Origin of the sequence: Streptomyces sp. NPDC051684 (assembly GCF_044453445.1) — a bacterium.
In the GTDB taxonomy this organism is placed as follows: Bacteria; Actinomycetota; Actinomycetes; order Streptomycetales; family Streptomycetaceae; genus Streptomyces.
Map to the genome: position 1 here is coordinate 1 of NZ_JBITCS010000074.1, position 17754 is coordinate 17754.

17 protein-coding genes and 1 pseudogene are annotated in these 17754 nt (G+C 71.6%); 9 read left to right on the forward strand and 9 right to left on the reverse strand.

Annotated features, from left to right (window positions below):
• Positions 1 to 90: 90 nt before the first annotated feature.
• Positions 91 to 237, reverse strand: a complete 147-nt coding sequence (locus tag ACIA8D_RS40770; RefSeq protein WP_399240423.1) for a hypothetical protein — start codon at positions 235 to 237, stop codon at positions 91 to 93.
• 75 nt (positions 238 to 312) lie between these two features.
• Here ACIA8D_RS40770 and ACIA8D_RS40775 point away from each other — a divergent pair, with 75 nt between their 5' ends.
• Positions 313 to 1212: a LysR family transcriptional regulator gene (locus tag ACIA8D_RS40775; protein ID WP_399240425.1), complete on the forward strand. Its 900-nt coding sequence runs from the start codon at positions 313 to 315 to the stop codon at positions 1210 to 1212.
• 37 nt (positions 1213 to 1249) lie between these two features.
• Here ACIA8D_RS40775 and ACIA8D_RS40780 read toward each other — a convergent pair whose 3' ends face one another.
• Both ACIA8D_RS40780 and ACIA8D_RS40785 read right to left on the reverse strand, forming a co-directional pair.
• Positions 1250 to 2773, reverse strand: coding sequence for a catalase (locus ACIA8D_RS40780; protein WP_399240427.1), 1524 nt, complete (start codon positions 2771 to 2773; stop codon positions 1250 to 1252).
• A gap of 163 nt (positions 2774 to 2936) precedes the next feature.
• Entirely contained in the window at positions 2937 to 3344 is a 408-nt protein-coding gene (locus tag ACIA8D_RS40785; protein WP_399240429.1) for a hypothetical protein, read from the reverse strand.
• A gap of 739 nt (positions 3345 to 4083) precedes the next feature.
• On the opposite strand from ACIA8D_RS40785, the gene ACIA8D_RS40790 reads away from it, so the two are divergent.
• Positions 4084 to 5172, forward strand: coding sequence for a glycoside hydrolase family 76 protein (locus tag ACIA8D_RS40790; RefSeq protein WP_399240431.1), 1089 nt, complete (start codon positions 4084 to 4086; stop codon positions 5170 to 5172).
• A gap of 68 nt (positions 5173 to 5240) precedes the next feature.
• On the opposite strand, the gene ACIA8D_RS40795 is transcribed toward ACIA8D_RS40790, so the two are convergent.
• Complete coding sequence (locus tag ACIA8D_RS40795) at positions 5241 to 5927, reverse strand: DUF2848 domain-containing protein (protein ID WP_399240433.1); 687 nt, start codon at positions 5925 to 5927, stop codon at positions 5241 to 5243.
• Between the two features lie 128 nt (positions 5928 to 6055).
• Between ACIA8D_RS40795 and ACIA8D_RS40800 the strand changes: the two genes are divergently transcribed.
• Both ACIA8D_RS40800 and ACIA8D_RS40805 read left to right on the forward strand, forming a co-directional pair.
• Positions 6056 to 7405: an MFS transporter gene (locus ACIA8D_RS40800; RefSeq protein ID WP_399240435.1), complete on the forward strand. Its 1350-nt coding sequence runs from the start codon at positions 6056 to 6058 to the stop codon at positions 7403 to 7405.
• 51 nt (positions 7406 to 7456) lie between these two features.
• A complete protein-coding gene (locus tag ACIA8D_RS40805; protein ID WP_399240437.1) occupies positions 7457 to 8281 on the forward strand; it encodes a carbon-nitrogen hydrolase family protein in 825 nt (274 codons plus the stop codon).
• A 39-nt stretch (positions 8282 to 8320) separates the two neighbouring features.
• Here ACIA8D_RS40805 and ACIA8D_RS40810 read toward each other — a convergent pair whose 3' ends face one another.
• Together ACIA8D_RS40810 and ACIA8D_RS40815 are read right to left on the reverse strand one after the other, a co-directional pair.
• Positions 8321 to 8950 (reverse strand): GntR family transcriptional regulator, encoded by a 630-nt coding sequence (locus ACIA8D_RS40810; RefSeq protein ID WP_399240438.1) that lies wholly within the window; start codon positions 8948 to 8950, stop codon positions 8321 to 8323.
• Positions 8951 to 9003: 53 nt separating this feature from the next.
• Complete coding sequence (locus ACIA8D_RS40815) at positions 9004 to 9789, reverse strand: IclR family transcriptional regulator (RefSeq protein ID WP_399240440.1); 786 nt, start codon at positions 9787 to 9789, stop codon at positions 9004 to 9006.
• A 152-nt stretch (positions 9790 to 9941) separates the two neighbouring features.
• Between ACIA8D_RS40815 and ACIA8D_RS40820 the strand changes: the two genes are divergently transcribed.
• A complete protein-coding gene (locus ACIA8D_RS40820; RefSeq protein ID WP_399240442.1) occupies positions 9942 to 11054 on the forward strand; it encodes a mandelate racemase/muconate lactonizing enzyme family protein in 1113 nt (370 codons plus the stop codon).
• A gap of 27 nt (positions 11055 to 11081) precedes the next feature.
• Here ACIA8D_RS40820 and ACIA8D_RS40825 read toward each other — a convergent pair whose 3' ends face one another.
• On the reverse strand, positions 11082 to 12449 hold the full coding sequence (locus ACIA8D_RS40825; protein ID WP_399240454.1) for a sensor histidine kinase: 1368 nt from the start codon (positions 12447 to 12449) through the stop codon (positions 11082 to 11084).
• Positions 12450 to 12520: 71 nt separating this feature from the next.
• Entirely contained in the window at positions 12521 to 13228 is a 708-nt protein-coding gene (locus ACIA8D_RS40830; protein ID WP_399240444.1) for a response regulator transcription factor, read from the reverse strand.
• Positions 13229 to 13291: 63 nt separating this feature from the next.
• Between ACIA8D_RS40830 and ACIA8D_RS40835 the strand changes: the two genes are divergently transcribed.
• Positions 13292 to 14482, forward strand: a complete 1191-nt coding sequence (locus ACIA8D_RS40835; protein ID WP_399240446.1) for a UDP-N-acetylglucosamine--N-acetylmuramyl-(pentapeptide) pyrophosphoryl-undecaprenol N-acetylglucosamine transferase — start codon at positions 13292 to 13294, stop codon at positions 14480 to 14482.
• Positions 14479 to 15510, forward strand: coding sequence for a GDP-mannose 4,6-dehydratase (locus ACIA8D_RS40840; protein WP_399240448.1), 1032 nt, complete (start codon positions 14479 to 14481; stop codon positions 15508 to 15510). The genes ACIA8D_RS40835 and ACIA8D_RS40840 overlap by 4 nt, the downstream gene beginning before the upstream one ends.
• 110 nt (positions 15511 to 15620) lie before the next feature.
• On the opposite strand, the pseudogene ACIA8D_RS40845 reads toward ACIA8D_RS40840, so the two are convergent.
• A pseudogene (locus ACIA8D_RS40845) lies at positions 15621 to 15740 on the reverse strand (transcriptional regulator); the annotation flags it as partial.
• Between the two features lie 115 nt (positions 15741 to 15855).
• Between ACIA8D_RS40845 and ACIA8D_RS40850 the strand changes: the two are divergent.
• On the forward strand, positions 15856 to 16779 hold the full coding sequence (locus tag ACIA8D_RS40850; protein WP_399240450.1) for an NAD(P)-dependent oxidoreductase: 924 nt from the start codon (positions 15856 to 15858) through the stop codon (positions 16777 to 16779).
• Positions 16776 to 17666, forward strand: a complete 891-nt coding sequence (locus ACIA8D_RS40855) for an NAD(P)-dependent oxidoreductase (protein WP_399240452.1) — start codon at positions 16776 to 16778, stop codon at positions 17664 to 17666. The genes ACIA8D_RS40850 and ACIA8D_RS40855 overlap by 4 nt, the downstream gene beginning before the upstream one ends.
• Positions 17667 to 17754 lie beyond the last annotated feature (88 nt).

The following is a 17754-nucleotide window of genomic DNA, read 5'->3' on the forward strand; positions in this document are numbered from 1 at the left end:
GACGACGCTCCGCGTCGCCTCCCTCCTCCGCCTTGCGATCGCACGCACCAGGCCCCGCTCCCTGATCCGGCCTGATCCAAACGACAAGCCCTAGTAGCCGCCGAACGGCGTGTGCTCCGCAAGCGCCAGTTCGCGCAAGAAGCAGCGCAGGCGCAGCAGTTGGCGGGCGGCGGCCCGGACGGGGGCGGACCGGCGAGGGGAGTGGGCGGCGGTCCACAGAGCGGGTACATGGTTCATGCCAGCAGGATCCGGCGGTCCCGGCCGGTCGGTCCAACAGATCGTTTCGCTGGCTGCCATCGGTAAAGTAGATGGATGGAGATGCGTCAGCTCCGCCACTTCATGGCGGTCGTCAGCGAGGGCACGTTCACGGCCGCCGCCCGGTCCGAACTCATCGTGCAGTCGGCGCTCAGCACCTCCGTGCGCAATCTGGAGCGCGAGCTGGGCGCCGACCTGTTCGACCGCACCGGCCGCCGAGCGGTACTCACCGAGGCCGGGCGGGCCCTGCTGCCGCAGGCCAGATCGCTGCTCGCGGGGGCCGACGCGGCCCGGGACGCCGTCGCGGCGGTCGCGGGCCTGACCACCGGCCGCGTGTCCATCGGCACGATCCAGACCCTCACCTGTGTGGACCTGCCCACCGAACTCGCGTCGTTCCACCGCCGCCTGCCCGGCATCCAGGTGTCCGTGCGGGACGCGTCGGTCGACGAGCTGTACGCGGCCCTGCGCGCGGGCGAACTGGACCTCGCCTACCTCGCCCCGGACGCGGCCGAACTCCCCGACGGACTGGTCGAGTTCGGCTCCTGGCACGAGGAACTGGTGCTCATCACGGCCCCCGGACACCCCCTGGCGCACGCCGGCCGCACCCTCATCCGGGACCTCGCCCAGGAGTCCTTCATCGACTTCCGCGCGGGCACAGGACTGGAGACGGCGGTGCGCAGACTGTCCGCGCACTGCGGCCTGGAGCGCCGCATCACGTGCGACGTGACCCAGATCGGCATGCTCGTGGCCCTCGTCCGGGCCGGCATCGGCGTCGCGTTCGTGCCCCGGCGCATCGGCGAGGACGCGGGACTGCCGTGCGTGGACATCCGCCAGCCGGAACCCGGCCGCACGGTCGTGCTCGCGGGACGCGGTCCTGGCCCGCGCAACCCGGCCGCCACCGCCCTCGTCGAGCACCTCACCCGCGGCCCGGGCGGGGCGCCGGCCACACCTCGGTAGCCGTCGCCGTCGCCCGTCCGCGTGCCGCGGATTCCCCTCAGGCCTTGTCCTGCATGCTGCTGCGGGCCGGGTTGCCCTGCTCTGCCGCCTTGGGGTCCTTCTCGTCGGCCTTGGCGCGCACGCCCTGCTTGATGCGCTCGCCGATGTTCCGGTCGATGTTGGACCAGTACTCGAAGGCCCGATCGAGGACCGGATCGCTCACGCCGTTGAGCAGATGGCCGACGACGTTGTCCACGAGGCGGTCGCGCTCCGCGTCGTCGAGGACCTCGCGCACCATGGTGCCCGGCTGCCCCCAGTCGTCGTCCTCGGCGTGGTCGACGTACGCGGCGCGCGTGATGTCACCGTCCGCGTACCAGCTCGGCGGTGTGCCGTAGCGGTCCGTGTCGGCCGCAGGGCCGCCCTTGGAGTTCGGCGCGTACACCGGGTCCTGGGCCTTCTTGTAGGCCATGGCCCCGTCCTTGGAGTACGAGTGCACGGGCGCGACCGGCGCGTTGACGGGCAGTTGCTGGTAGTTGCCTCCGATGCGGTGCCGGTGCGCGTCGGCGTAGGAGAAGAGCCTCCCCAGCAGCATCCGGTCCGGGCTGGGGCCGATGCCCGGGACCAGGTTGTTCGGCTGGAACGCGGCCTGCTCGATCTCCGCGTGGTTGTCCGTCGGATTGCGGTCCAGCGTCATCCGGCCGACCTCGATCAGCGGGTAGTCGGCATGCGGCCACACCTTCGTCAGGTCGAAGGGGTTGAACCGGTACGTGGCCGCGTCCTCGTACGGCATGACCTGCACGTGCAGCGTCCAGCTCGGGTACTCCCCGTCCCGGATGTGCTCGAAGAGATCACGTGTGTGGTAGTCGGTGTCGGCCGCGGCCATCTGGTCCGCCTCGTGCTGCGTGAAGCACTCGATGCCCTGGTCGGTCTTGAAGTGGTACTTCACCCAGAAGCGCTCGCCCTGGGCGTTGATCCACATGTAGGTGTGCGACGTGTAGCCGTTCATGTGTCGCCAGGTGCGGGGGATGCCCCGGTCGCCCATCAGCCAGGTGACCTGGTGCGCGGACTCGGGCGAGAGCGTCCAGAAGTCCCACTGCATGTCGTGGTCGCGCAGGTTGTTGTCCGCGCGGCGCTTCTGGGAGCGGATGAAGTGCTGGAACTTCATCGGGTCCTTGATGAAGAACACCGGGGTGTTGTTCCCGACCATGTCGTAGTTGCCCTCGGTGGTGTAGAACTTCACCGCGAAGCCGCGCGGGTCGCGCCAGGTGTCGGGGCTGCCGCGCTCACCGGCGACCGTGGAGAACCGGGTGACCAGGTCGGTTCGCGTCCCCGGCTGGAACACCGCGGCCTTCGTGTACGCACTGACATCCGCGGTGACCTGGAAGTGGCCGAAGGCGCCGCTGCCCTTGGCGTGCGGCTGCCGCTCCGGAATCCGCTCCCGGTTGAACTGCGCCATCTGTTCGATCAGATACGAGTCCTGAAGGAGGATCGGTCCGCCGGCGCCGACCGTGAGCGAGTGCTCGTCGCTCTCGACCGGTACACCGGCATCCGTGGTGGTCGCTTTGGCTGTCTCGTCACTCATGAGCTACGCGTGCCTTTCGACGGGATTCGCTCTGTGCCGCGGCGCCCTGCGTGTTGTGGCCGCGCAGGCGGTTTCGGGCGGAGCCGCCTCGGTGATGGCACACCGGGCAAACCGACGACATCACCATGCTGGGGCCTCCCTCCCGACGCGGCCATTCGGGCGCTCACGCGGAGCGAGTGCCCAGACGTCGCGCGGCGATGCACAGCAGGGCGACGGCCGCGACGGCCAGGAGGACGTGCCCGACGAGGTTGACGGTGCCCGCCGATCCCTGGTCCGGGATCTGGCCGAAGCCGACCCAGGCGTAGGTCAGCGTCGCCCCGGCGGTCAGCCCCCGCGCCCAGCTCGGCTGAAGCACCAGCCAGAAGCCGCTGGTGGCCGCGCACGACGCGACGCCGACGAACAGCGGACGGGGCGCGCGACGGGAGTCGAGCCCGGCGCGCGGGCGGGGGATCAGGAACGCGGCGGCGACGAGCGCGGCCACCACCGCGGCCGTGCCGGTCAGCAGCGGCCAAGGAGCCATGAAGCCGCTCTCGTCGTAGCTGCCCCAGCCGACCACCCCGGCCCCCAGCACCAGCAGTCCGGCGGTGACGGTGAGCCCGGTCCGCCCGAGTCAGGGGGGGGGCCGCCCGCCGCGGCACCAGGGCTTCCATGAGCGCGATCGGCACGGTGATGCTCCACAGCGCGTGCACGGCCAGGACGGAGATCAGGCCGTAGGCGCCGGTGCCGGCCAGGGGGATCGGCGTCACGCTCACCATGTCGTAGTTGCCAAAGTAGTCGGCGTTGAACAGCATCTGGTCCAGCAGGCCCTCTTCCAGCAGGCTCTCTTCGAGCAGGGCGTACGCGGCGCCCAGCAGCAGGACGGAACCCCAGCCACGGCCGGTCCTGCGGACGAGTTCGCGGATGAGCAGGGCCCCGCTGCCGTAGAGGAGGGCGAGGACCGGCAGCAGCGCCAGGGCGTCGAGGGAGGTGGCGCCCAGGAGCATCTCGCCGACCAGCGGCGCGAGGAAGAACAGTCCGATCGCGGGCAGGGTGTGTCGCATGCGGCCGACGCTACGGAAACCGTCTCCGCTCGCGCGTTGGTCGAGCGGCTACGGGCGTGCGGCCACGAATGTCCGAACGTAGGCCGCGGAGCGACTTTGGGTGGATGTGCCGAGTGGTCCGTCGTCACAAGTGCCGTGTGTCGCACCAGGGTTGACGGTGAAAATGGCGCCCGGTTACGTTCTCGGAGCACCGAGTCACCGGATCGCGTTATGACAACGATGTCATGAGTCTCGGTGCCGGTCAGTTCCGCCTCTCCGAAGGGACCGCACATGCGCACCCGTACAAGACGGCTCTCCCTGCTCCTGACCGCCGCAGGACTCGGCCTGAGCCTGCTGGCCGCGGGCCCCGCCACGGCCGCCCCTCGCACCGACCGGCACCAGGACGCGGTGGACGCCGTGGACGGCCTGATGACGTGGTGGAACCAGGACACCGGCGCCTTCGAGAGCACCGGCTGGTGGAACAACGCCAACGATCTCCAGGCGCTCCTCGACTTCTGGCAGGCCCCCGGCGACACGGGCGGGCACGACATCAAGAAGATCGCCGACCGGATCTACGAGAAGAACGTCGACGCCAAGGACGGCCGGTTCCGCAACGAGTACCTCGACGACACCGGCTGGTGGGGCCTGGCCTGGCTGAGGGCGTACGACCTCACCGGCGAGAAGCGCTACCTCGACACCGCGATCGCCGACGCCGACCACATGTGGAAGCACCACGACGACACCTGCGGCGGCGGGGTGTGGTGGAACTACGACCACAAGTACAAGAACAGCATCACCAACGAACTGTTCATCACCCTCTCCGCGGCCATACACAACCGCGTCGACGGCGACAAGACGTACCTGGGGCGGGCGCAGAGCGTCTGGAGCTGGTTCAAGGCGAAGAAGCTCATCAACAAGGACAACCTCATCAACGACGGCCTCAACGACGCCTGCGTCAACACCGGCGAGTCCACCACGTGGACGTACAACCAGGGCGTCATCCTCGGTGGCCTCGTCGAACTCCACAAGGCCACCGGCTCCCACGCAGTCCTCGCCAAGGGCCGCGAGATCGCGGACGCGGTCGCCGCCTCGCCGCTGCTCGCGCCCGACGGCATCCTCTCCGAGCCCAACGACGACGACACGGACGGCGGCGCCGACGGCCCGTCCTTCAAGGGGGCGTTCATGCGCGGCCTCGGCGCGCTGAACCGCACGCTTCCCGACCACCCCTACTCCGCCTTCATCGACCGCCAGGCCGACGCCCTCAACACCCTCGACCGCAGCGGCGACTTCTACGGCTTCCACTGGAACGGCCCCTTCGACAAGGCCGACGCGGCCCGCCAGCACAGCGCGCTGGACGCGCTGACGGCCGCCATCTACTGACCGGACTCATGGCGTCGGGTGCGTGCGCCGCGGGCGTCGCACCCGACGCTCGTCCGGTCCGGTCCCGCTCAGCCGATCGGCACCGGAAGCGCCGCCACCTCGTACGCCAGCGCGATGGTGTCACCGGTCGACGGGTCGGACAGCTCCACCCGCCACGCGTCGCCGAACTGGTCGACGCCCTCGGCCATCGGGATCGTGCCGGAGATCAGCACCGTGCCGGGCAGCAGCTCGCCGCGTTCGCGCAGGACGTCGGCCCAGTAGGACGGCGTGAGGAGCTCCGCCAGTGAACCGTCCTGGATCAGGGACTCCTCGCCCCGCACCGTGACCCACGCGCGCAGCGCGATCCCGTCCAGGCGACCCTCCACATCGGACAGGCGCCAGGCGCGGCGGGCCAGCACGTCCGGGCTCGCGTTCTTGCTCCAGGCGACCCCGTGCACCTCCAGCTCGCGGTCCGTGTGGTCGCATGCGGCCGTGAGCAGCAGCTCGCCGTCCGCCGCCACGACGAGCGCCCACTCCGCCTCGCCCGAGGTCCGCCCGTGCTGCACCGCGACCCGCTCGGTCTGCTGCGCGAGGTAGGGGGAGATCGGGTAGAGCGCGGGTGTCGTGGTCGGCGCGGGCACACCGAGCTCTGCGAGCTCGGCGACGTGCGCGGCGACATCGTCCTGGCTGCGCCCGGCGTAGCCGGCGTTGAGGACCTGGACGACCTCCACGTCACGGGTGGAGCCGTCGGGGAGTTCGAAAGTGAGCAGGGCCATGGAAATCTCCAGGGGTGAGCAGGGTGGAGGGTTGCGAAGCGGTTAACTTCCCGTTCGGGGCTTGCGCATACGACCTGTATACAAGAAGTATGCCGGAAGGTCGATGTCCCCCCGAACCGAGGACCGAAATGCTGCAAGACTCCCCACGCGGCCCGGCCGCCGCACCGGTCGTCACCCCGAACCGCTCCGGTCTCGTCCGGGCCTTCTTCGCCAGCCTCACCGGCACCGCCCTGGAGTGGTACGACTTCGCGGTCTACTCCGCCGCCTCCGCCCTGGTCTTCGGCGATCTGTTCTTCCCCTCCGAGGACCCGCTCACCGGCACCCTGCTGGCCTTCTCCACCTACGCCGTCGGCTATGTATCGCGCCCGCTCGGCGGCATCGTCTTCGGCCGGCTCGGCGATGTCATCGGCCGCAAGAAGGTGCTGATCGCGACGCTCGTGCTGATCGGCGCGGCCACCTTCGCCATCGGCCTGCTGCCCACCCACAGCAGCATCGGCGCCGCCGCGCCCATCGCGCTCGTCGTGCTGCGCTTCGCCCAGGGTGTCGGAGTCGGCGGCGAGTGGGGCGGCGCCGTGCTGCTCTCCAGCGAGTTCGGCGACCCGAAGAAGCGCGGCTTCTTCGCCTCGGCCGCACAGGTTGGACCGCCCGCGGGCAACCTCCTCGCCAACGGCGTCCTGGCCGCGCTCGGCGCCCTGCTGACCGAGGACCAGTTCCTCTCCTGGGGCTGGCGCGTCGCCTTCCTGATCTCCGGCATCCTGGTCGGCTTCGGCCTGTGGATCCGCGCCAAGCTGGAGGAGACCCCGGTCTTCAAGGCGATGGAGGCCGAGCAGGCCCGCCCCGAGGCGCCGGTGCGCGAGGTGCTGACCCGGCAGCCCCGCGCCCTGCTCGCGGCGATCCTCTCCCGCGTCGCCCCGGACGTGCTGTACGCGCTGTTCACCGTGTTCGTGCTGACCTACGCCACCGACGAGCTGGACATGTCGCGGGGGTCCGCGCTGGCCGCCGTGCTGATCGGCTCCTCGCTGCAGATCGTGCTGATCCCGCTTGCGGGCGCCCTGTCCGACCGCGTCAACCGGCGCCTGCTGTACGGCTGTTCGGCCGTTGCCGCCGGTGTGTGGCCGTTCGTCTTCTTCGGCATGGTCGACGGCGGCTCGTGGGGCCTGCTGGTACTCGGCGTGATCGTCGCGCTGGTCCTGCACTCGCTGATGTACGGCCCGCAGGCCGCGTTCATCGCCGAGCAGTTCTCGCCGCGGCTGCGCTCCACCGGGTCCTCGCTCGCGTATACGCTGGCCGGTCTGATCGGTGGCGCGATCGCTCCGCTGCTGTTCACGGCGCTGCTCGGCTCGTTCGACAGCTGGGTGCCGCTGGCGGTGTACGTCGCCGTCACCGCGGCCGTGACCGTCACCGGGCTGCTGCTGGGCCGCGACGCGGAGGCGGCCACGGACGAGGACGCGGAGCTGGTCGCCCAGACGAGCGCCTGAACCGTCACACCAACCGCCTTATCAGGACCGCCTTATCAGGAAGGACACCTCATGCGCATCGCCCTGAGCCAGCTCACCACCGGGCCCGACCCGGCCAAGAACCTCGACCTCGTCGAGGAGCAGGCGCGGCGCGCGGCCGACGCGGGCGCCCGCGTCGTCGTCCTGCCCGAAGCGGCGATGGCCTGCTTCGGCACGCCGCTCGCCCCGCTCGCCGAGCCGCTCGACGGACCGTGGGCGAACCGGGTGCGCGAGATCGCGGAGGCGGCGGGCATCGTCGTCGTCGCCGGGATGTTCACCCCGGCCGACGATGGACGGGTGACCAACACCCTGCTCGCGACGGGCCCGGGCGTCGAGGCGACGTACGACAAGATCCACCTCTACGACGCCTTCGGCTTCGCGGAGTCCGACAGCGTCGCCCCGGGCACGCGGGTGGTCACCATCGACGTCGACGGTGTCCGCCTCGGCCTCGCCACCTGCTACGACGTGCGCTTCCCCGAACTCTTCCGGGCCCACGCCGACGCGGGCGCCGTCGCCACGCTGCTCCCCGCGTCCTGGGGCGCGGGCCCCGGCAAGCGCGAGCAGTGGGAACTCCTCGTACGGGCCCGGGCCCTCGACGCCACGGTGTGGGTCGCCGCGGTGGACCAGGCCGACCCGACGGCGAGCGGCATCGCCGTCTCGGGATCCGCGCCGACAGGCATCGGCCACAGCATGCTCGTCGGCCCCGACGGCACGGTGCGGGAGAGCCTGGGGGCCGAACCGGGCCTGATCGTCGCGGAGTTGGACGTCGCCGAGGTCGACCGGGTGCGCGCGAAGACCTCCGTGCTGGCCAACCGCAGGCTCGGGCGGACGGACACGGAGATCACGTACCCGAAGTGACGGATCCCGGTCGGCGCGGTGACGTCCGCGCCGGCCAGGTCACCCCGCCAGCAGCACCTTCAGCGTCGACTCCAAATGGCTGTCGATCGCCGCGCCCACCGCGTCCGCGTCACCCGCGGCGAGCGCGTCCAGGATCATCTTGTGCTCGTCGATGACCGACTTCTGGCGGCCGCTCTGGTTGTAGAGCGCCACGACGCCCGCGCGCACCTGGCGGCTGCGCAGCCCGTCGTAGTGACGGTCAAGGAGGCCGTTGCCGACGGCCGAGACGATCGTCGCGTGGAAGCGGTGGTCGATGGCGATGAACTCCTTGGCGTCGTCCGGCCCGCTCAGTCCGCGCTGCCGCTCCAGCAGTTCGCGCAGTTCGTCGAGCGGCACCCGGTCCGCCTTGATGACCTGCTCCGCCGCGTACCGCTCCACCATGCCGCGCAGTTCCATCAGTTCGGTGATCTGCCGCCCGGTCAGCCGGGACACGCGCGCGCCGCGCCGGGGCACCATCTCGACCAGGTCCTCGGCGGCGAGCAGCAGCAGGGCCTCACGGATCGGGGTGCGGGAGACGCCGATGCGGTCGGCGATCTCCTGCTCGGAGAGGAACTCGCCCTGCATCTCCGGGTCGGTGAGCACCGTCCCCTTGAGGTAGGCGTACGCCTTCTCCCGACCGGACGTCCCCATGTGAGCTCCCCGTGGACCGTGGACCTGAATCGCATACAACTTGTATACGAAAGCTACCACTCCCAGCCGAGCGCCGCCGAGACCCGGTCGGCCGCGCCGACGGTGATCCGGCCCGTCCGGTGCAGCCGGTCGGTCAGTCGGTGCGCGGGAGCGCCGACGTTCAGCGCGGCCACCACCCGGCCCCGGAAGTCGCGGATCGGGGCCGAGACCCCCACCAGGTCCGACTCGAACTCCTCGCGCACCTCGGCGAATCCGCGCCGCCGGGCCTCCTGGATCCGCTGCCACAGCTCCTGGACGGAGTGCACGAGGGAGCCGTCGAATCCGTCGGAGAGATCGCCCATGCCCAGGCGTACGTACAGTTCGTCGGGCGTCGCGTCGAGCAGCAGCACCCGGCCCGCGGAGGTGCGCGCGGCCGGAACGCCCTTGCCCTCCCAGCCGTGTGCGCGGAAGTCGTGCGCGGAGACCGACAGCAGGGTCAGCACCTCGGCGTCCCTGAGGACACACAGGTGACATGTCTCCTCGGTCTCCTCCGCCAGCCGGCGCATGACCGGGGACGCGACCCGGACGAGCCGGTTCTCCGCGGTGCGTGCCACCAGGGAGAGCAGCCGCCAGCCGAGGCGGTACTCCATGGTGTCTGGATCGCGTTCGACCACGCCCTCCTCGGCGAGCGCCTTGAGCGCCCGCGAGACCTGGCTCTTCTCTCGGCCCGAGCGCGCGGCGAGCTCCACCACGCCGAGTCCGCGCCCGTGTTCGGCCTCGTGCAGGGCCAGGAGGTCGAGCAGCCGCAGATCGCGCGAGAGGCCGTGGCGCCGTGCGCCCTCCGCCGAGCCGTCAGTCACCACAACCCCCCGGAAAGATGCGTGCCGGTTGTCGGGACCGCAACCGACATTGCGATCCACCGGAATTCATTGCCCCTGGTCAGAGCCCTGCCTACGGTCGACGTGTCAATCTACGCGCACGGCGGGGTGTCCCGCGCCCCAGGGAGCAAGCCATGAAGATCACGGACATCACGCTGGACCGCCTTCGGCTCGAACTCGACCCGCCGTTCCGCGCGGCCTGGGACCCGGAGCCGCGGCGGCACTTCGATGCCACCATCGTGCGGGTGCACACCGACGAGGGCGTCACCGGGATCGGCTCCGGAGACACCATGGACGGCTTCGACGCCTTCCGGCACCTCTTCATCGGCCAGGACCCGCTGCACATCACCCGGCACGTGAAGGCCGTTGAGACGGCGAACTTCCACGGCGGGCACTACTGGCCGCTCGAAGCCGCGCTGTGGGACATCATCGGCAAGGTGCACGGACGGCCCGTGTCCGAGTTGTTCGGCAATGCCGCCAAGAGGCTGCCCGCCTACGCCTCGTCGGGGGAGCTGAAGTCGCCCGAGGAGCGCGTGACCACCGCCCTGAAGGTGCGGGAGGCCGGATTCGGGGCGATGAAGATCCGCATCGACCGCGACCGGGTGAGCGAGGGCATCGCGGCCGTACGCGCGGTGCGCGAGGAGCTGGGCGAGGACTTCGACATCATGGTCGACCTCAACCAGTCCTGGCGGATGGCCGGTGACACCACGAACGCGACCGACCTCGCACGTACCCGCAAGACCGTCGCACGCCTCGCCGAACTCGACGTGTTCTGGGTCGAGGAGCCACTGCCGTACGCGGATCTCGACGGCCTCAAGCGGCTGCGTGCCGAGAACCCGGGCGTGCGCATCGCGGCGGGGGAGATGCACCACTCGACGACCGAGCTGCTGCGCTTCCTCGAAGAGGACGCGCTGGACGTGTACCAGATGGACGTCGTCCTGGCCGTCGGCATGCACCGTGCGCGCACCCTGGCGGAGGTCGCCCAGCTCAAGCACCGGCACTTCACACCGCACAGCTGGACCAACGGCATCGGCGTCCTGGCGAACCTGCATGTGTCGGCGGGCGTCGGCGGCGGCCCGTACTTCGAGTTCCCCTTCGATCCGCCGGGTTGGACCCCCGAGCGGCGTGACTTCATGCTCGCGGAGCCGGTGCGGGTGGACGCCGACGGGTGTGTGCGGGTGCCGGACGCGCCCGGCCTCGGCGTCGAGCTGGACGAAAACGCCGTGGAGCGGTGGCGGATCGGCTGACGCCGGGTGCCGGGCCGCCGTCCCACGTCACCCGGACTGCGGAATCGTGAGGCGGAACTGGGCGCCGCCGCCGGGCGCGGGCTCGGCGACGAGCTCGGCGTGGTGGGCGTGCGCGATCTGCCGGGCCATGGCGAGGCCGAGTCCGGAGCCGGGCAGCGCGCGGGCGCTGCGGGCCCGGTAGAAGCGGTCGAAGACGTAGGGCAGGTCCTGTTCGGAGATGCCGGGGCCGTGGTCGCGGACGGTCAGCTCCAGGGTGGTCGCGGCGGAGGTGAGGGTGATCTCTACGGGGCGGCCGGGCGGGCTGAACTTGGCCGCGTTGTCCAGCAGGCTCGACAGCAGCCGGGCGAGCCGGGCCGGCACCCCCGCGACGGTGGCGGTGCCCGCCTCGGGGGCGATCGAGAGGTCGAGCGGGGTGGCCGGCCAGTGGCCGCGTGCCGTCTCGACGGTGTGCGTCACGATGTCCGCGATCCTGGCCTCCTCGATCAGCGGGTCGGGTTCCTCGTTGCGGGCCAGCTCTACCAGGTCGTTGACCAGCAGGGTGACCTCGCGCAGCTGGCGGCTCAGCGCGCCGGCCGCGCGCTCGCGCTGGGCGTCGCTGAGGCGTGAACTCCGGCTCAGCAGCTCGGCGTTGGTGCGCAGCGCGGTCAGTGGGGTGCGCAGTTCGTGGGAGGCGTCCGCGACCAGGCGCCGCTGCGCGCTGACGGACTTCTCCAACTCGTCGAGCATGGTGTTGAAGGAGGCGGCGAGGCGGGTGATCTCGTCGTCCTGCCCGGCGCGCTCCGGCGGCAGCTCGATGCGGTGCCGGGCGTCGCGGGTGGCGGCGATGCGTTCGGCGGTGGCGGTGAGCCGGGCGACGGGCGCGAGCCCGGTGCGCGACACCCAGGCACCGAGGGCGCCGGCCAGCAGCACACCGGTCACCCCCATGCCGCCGAGCAGCACCGCGGCCTGGCGCACCCCACGGTCCACGGTGTCGGCCCGCACGGCGACCTGGAGGGCACGGCCCTCGGGCAGCGGTGTCGTCAGCATCCTGGCCCGGTGACCGGCAAGCCGTAGTTCGCTGTAGTACGGCCCCCGGTCGCCGGACGCCACCTCGCGCGTGGAGCGGGTGACCGGCAGGAGGTACGGGTCGGCGGGATCGTCGGACGCCTGTGCGGGGACCAGTTGGGCGCACGCCGGGGCGGCGAGGTAGCGGCACTGGCCCTGCACCACACCCGAGGGCTCGTGGTCGAACTGCTGGGTGGCGAGCCGCGCGGACTGCGTCAGGTGCAGGTCGAGCTGGTGCAGCAGTTGATGACGGATCACCACGAAGCTGCCCGCGCACAGACCGATGGCCACCGCCGCCACCGCGGCCGAGGCGGCGAGGGTCAGGCGGGTGCGCAGGGGGCGGCGGCGCATCCAGCGGGCATGCCGGCGCCCGCCCTTGGCCTGCGGCGGGCTCTGCGGAGGAGCGCTCTCGGATCGCGTACTCACACCATGTCCAGCCGGTAGCCGACGCCGTGCGCCGTGTGGACGAGCCGCGGCTCCCCGCCGGCCTCCAGCTTGCGGCGCAGATACCCGACGTAGACGGCGAGGGAGTTGGAGTCCGGGCCGAAGTCGCGGCCCCACACCCGCTCCATGATCGTCTCGCGGGGGAGCACCTGCCCCGGGTGCCGCAGCAGCAGTTCGAGGAGGGAGAACTCGGTGCGGCTGAACTCGATGATCCGGGTCCCGCGCCGCCCGCTCCGGGTGGTCGGGTCGACCACGAGGTCCGCGAACCCCAGCGTCGTCGCCGACTCCTCGGGACGGGCACTGCGCCGCAGCAGCGCACGGATCCGAGCCACCAACTCGTCCAGGGCGAACGGCTTGACGAGGTAGTCGTCGGCCCCGGCCTCCAGACCGTCCACGCGCTCGCTCACCGAGCCGAGCGCCGTCAGCACCAGGACCGGTGTGCGATCGCCGAGGGCCCGCAGCCGGCGGCACACCGCGAGCCCGTCGAGGCCGGGCATCATGACGTCGAGCACCATGGCGTCGGGCTCCCAGGCGGCGACGGCGGAGAGCGCCGCCAGGCCGTCCTGCGCGCCGCGCACCTCATAGCCCTCGACGGTGAGTCCGTCCTCGACGGCGTACCGCACCTCCGGCTCGTCATCCACCACCAGAACCTTCGGTGCGTTCGTGCACCCGTCGGCCGCGTTCATGGTCACAGCCTGCCAAAACCTGGTCTTAGAAAGTTCTTAGAGCGCGTCAGCAGTGTGTCGGCCATGAGGACACAGCGAACATCCCATGGCCGGCTCTCGGTGGTGATCGGGGCGGGCGGCACGGGCGGACACATCTACCCGGGGCTCGCCCTGGCGGACGCGCTGCGGCGGGCCGTTCCCGACGCCGAGATCTCCTTCGTCGGCACCGAGCGCGGCCTCGAGACCCGGCTCATCCCGGCGGCCGGGTACCGCCTGCACACCGTCGACATGATTCCGTTCGATCCCTCGCTCGGTGCCCGGCGGTTCCTGCTGCCCGCCGCGCTGGTCAAGTCCGGCACCCAGGCCAAGGCCGTGCTGCGGGCGCAGCGGGCCCAGGTCGCGGTCGGCATGGGCGGCTACCCGAGCGCCCCGGTGATCGTCGGGGCGCGGATGGCCGGACTGCCCAGCGTCATCCACGAGTCCAACGCGGTGCCCGGCCGGGCCAACCGCTTCGCCGCGCTGCTCACCGACCAGATCACGCTGGCCTTCGAGGAGAGCCGGGCACATCTCGCGGGCAGCCGGCACGCCGACGTCGTGGGCATGCCGATCGCCTCCGAACTGGCCGCCCTCGACCGGCCCCGGTTGCACGGCGAGGCCCGTCGGGCCCTGGGGGTCCCTGCCGACGGGCGGCTCCTGCTCGTCAACGGCGGCAGCCTCGGCGCCGCCCGGCTCACCGCCGCCGCGGCCGACCTCGCCCGGCGCTGGCGCGAGCGCACCGGCGTCCACCTGCTGATCAAGACCGGCCCCGCCACCCTGGACGAGGTCCGCCGGCGGCTCGCCGAGACCGGCGGCGACCGGGTGGCGACCGCCGTGCCCTACCTCGACCGCATGGACCTGGCGTACGCGGCCGCCGACCTGGCCGTCTGCCGCGCCGGGTCCGCGACCGTCGCCGAGCTCGCGGCCACCCGCACCCCCGCCGTCCTGGTGCCGTACCCCTACGCGCCGGGCGACCACCAGACCCACAACGCGCGGGTCCTCACCGACGTCGGCGCGGGGCTGCTGCTGCCCGACGCGGAGACGGACGCCGACCGGCTCGCCGCCCTCGTCGAGCCGCTGCTGGCCGAACCGGCCCGCCTGTCGGCCATGTCGGCCGCGGCCCAGCCCGGACGGCACGGACAGGCCGCCGATCTGCTGGCGGCCCACGTCCTGCGTCTGGCAGGCCACCCCCTCACCCACCCCGCCCTTCCCACGCCCCACACGGAGATCGCCATATGACCGCCCCCGCCCACTCCACCGCCGCTGCCGCCGACTTCGACTGGACCGGCCGCACCGTCCTCGTCACCGGGGCCGAAGGGTTCATCGGCTCCACCCTCGTCGACCTCCTCGTCGCCCGAGGGGCGAAGGTCCGCGCCTTCGTCCACTACAAGCCGTACGGCGAAAAGGGCAACCTCGCGCCCTACCTCGGTGCCATCGACGGCCCCGTCGAGATGATCGCCGGTGACGTGCGGGACGCCGGCCGGGTCATGGACGCCGTCGCGGGCTGCGACACCGTCTTCCACCTCGCCGCGCTCATCGGCATCCCCTACAGCTACGACTCGCCCGGCGCCTACGTGCAGACCAACGTCGTCGGCACCGAGAACGTCGCCGAGGCCTGCCGCCGCCACCAGGTGCGCCGCCTGGTGCACACCTCCACCAGCGAGGTCTACGGCACCGCCCGCACCGCACCGATCAGCGAGGAGCACCCGCTCCAGCCGCAGTCCCCGTACTCCGCCTCGAAGATCGGCGCGGACATGATGGCCCTGTCGCACTGGCACGCCTTCGAGCTGCCGGTGACGGTGGTGCGCCCGTTCAACACCTACGGCCCGCGGCAGTCGGCCCGCGCCGTCATCCCCACCATCCTCGCCCAACTGCACGCGGGACGGCGCCAGATCAAGCTCGGCTCCCTCACCCCGACCCGCGACTTCACCTACGTCACCGACACCGCCCGCGGCTTCCTGGCCCTGGCCGCCTGTGACGCGGCCCTGGGGCACAGCGTCAACCTCGGGACCGGCCAGGAGATCGCCATCGGGGACCTCGCCGAGGCGTTGATCAACGCCTCGGGTCGGGACGCCGAGGTCGTCGTCGACCGGGGCAGGCTGCGCCCGTCGGGCAGCGAGGTGCACCGGCTCCTGTCCGACAACTCCCGGGCCCGGGACTGGGCGGGCTGGGAGCCGGAGGTCCCGCTGGAGGAGGGCCTGCGCCGTACCTCCGACTGGGTCGCGGAGAATCGGCACCTGTTCGCGGCGGACCGCTACCAGGTCTGACCGTCAGGGGGCCGTGGCCACCGCGGCATCCGGGGCCGCGACGAGCTCGAGGTGATCCTGGCGGATCCGGCCGCGGCCCCACTCGCCCAGCGGCTGCAACGCCTCGTTGAGCGGAGGACGCCGTGCTCGTGCAACTCCCAGAGGACGAGGCCCTTCCACTTGCCGCTGACGACGTCGAGCGCGGCGTCGATGCCGCAGATGTAGGGGCCGTTGCGGGGCGCCTTCGCCATGACCTGGGTCTCCCGTCGCTCCTTGCTCACCAAAAGGCTTGCTTACCAAAAGGTAAGTACCGCAGTAAATAGTGGGTACTTACGCGACGATACAGGCTCGCGCAGCCTGGTCGTCGTGTCCGAACCCACCAGAAAACCAGCCCAGTTGACCGACGTCAGCATGCTCGGCCTCGGCGCGATGGGCAGCGCGCCGGCGGCCGCGCTGCTCGGCGCCGGCCGTTCCGTGACCGTCTGGAACCGAACCCCCGAACGTGCCGAGAAAACGGTGGCCCGCGGCGCCCGCGGCGCGGCCTCGCTCCGCGAGGCCGTGACGGCGAGCCCGGTCGTCGTCGCCTGCCTGCTCACGTACGACTCCGTCCGGGCCACCCTCGACCCGGTCGCCGACGAACTGCGCGGCCGCACTCTCGTCAACGTCACCACCATCACACCGACCGAGTCCCGCCAACTCGCCGCGTGGGCCGCCGAGGTCGGCATCACCTACCGCGACGGCGCCATCATGGTCGTACCCGACATGATCGGAGCCCGCGAGGGCCAGATCTTCTACAGCGGCTCCCGCGAGGCCTACGACGCCGTCCTGCCGACCCTCGACATCTGGGCCACGAGCGAGTTCCACGGCGAGGACGCGGGCCGGGCCTCGCTGGTCGACCTGGCGATGCTGTCGGGGATGTACCAGATGTTCGCGGGCTTCATCCACGGCGCCGCGATGGTCGCCACCATGGGCATGAGCGCGACCGAGTTCGCCGCCCGGCAGGCCCCGTTCCTGTCCGCCATGACCCGCGGACTCGCCGCGTACGCGGAGGTCGTCGACGGCGGCGACTACACCGTCCCCGGCCAGCAAAGCCTGGAATTCTCCGACCTGTCGCACCTCGTGCGGGCCAGCAAGGAACAGGGCGTCGACCCCGCCCCCATCGCCACCGTCCAGGAACTGATCAGCCGACAGATCGCGGCGGGCCACGGCGCGGAGGGGTTCGCGCGGATCTACGAGAACCTGCGCGCTGCCCGTCCCACCGTCCGTCCCGAGGAAGGAACCGCGGCATGAGCACCACCGCCCCCGTCACCCTGATCGGCCTCGGTCCGATGGGCCGGGCCATGGTCCGTACGCTGCTCGCGGCCGGCCACCCCGTCACCGTCTGGAACCGCACAGCCGCCCGGGCCGACGGCCTCGTCGCCGACGGCGCCACCCTGGCCATCTCGCCCGCCGAAGCGGTCGCCGCGAGCGAACTGGTCGTCCTCAGCCTCACCGACTACCAGGCGATGTTCGACATCCTCGGCGACGCGACCGGGGCGCTGTCCGGCCGCACGCTCGTCAACCTGAGCTCGGACACCCCCGACCGGGCCCGCGAGGCCGCGATCTGGGCGGCCTCGCACGGGGCGCGATTCCTGACCGGCGGCGTGATGGTGCCCGCGGAGATGGTGGGCACCGCGGCGGCACAGGTGTACTACAGCGGACAGCCCGAGGTCTTCGAGGCGCACCGCCCCGTGCTGGCCCGGATCGGGGAACCGCGCCACCTCGGCGAGGACGCCGGCCTCGCACAACTGATGTACCTGGCACACCTCGACGTCTTCCTGACGAGCCTGGCGGCACTGCTGCACGCCACCGCGCTGCTGGGCTCGGCGGGGATCGGCGCGGCGCAGGCGGTGCCGGAGCTGATGTCGACGCTCGCCGGCATCCCGGCCATGCTCCAGGCAGGCGAGGACGTCGGCGCGCAGATCAACGCCGGAGAGCACCCAGGCCACCTGAGCACGGTGACCATGATGGGCGCGACCGCGGACCACATCGCCGCCACCAGCGACACCGCCGGCATCGACCCGGCGCTCCCGCGCGCCGTCCGGGCGCACTACCTCCGCGCGATCGCCGACGGCCACGGGAAGGACAACTGGACCCGCATCATCGACGGAATGCGGGACCCACGGGCGACGGCCTAGGGCTTGTCGTTTGGATCAGGCCGGATCAGGGAGCGGGGCCTGGTGCGTGCGATCGCAAGGCGGAGGAGGGAGGCGACGCGGAGCGTCG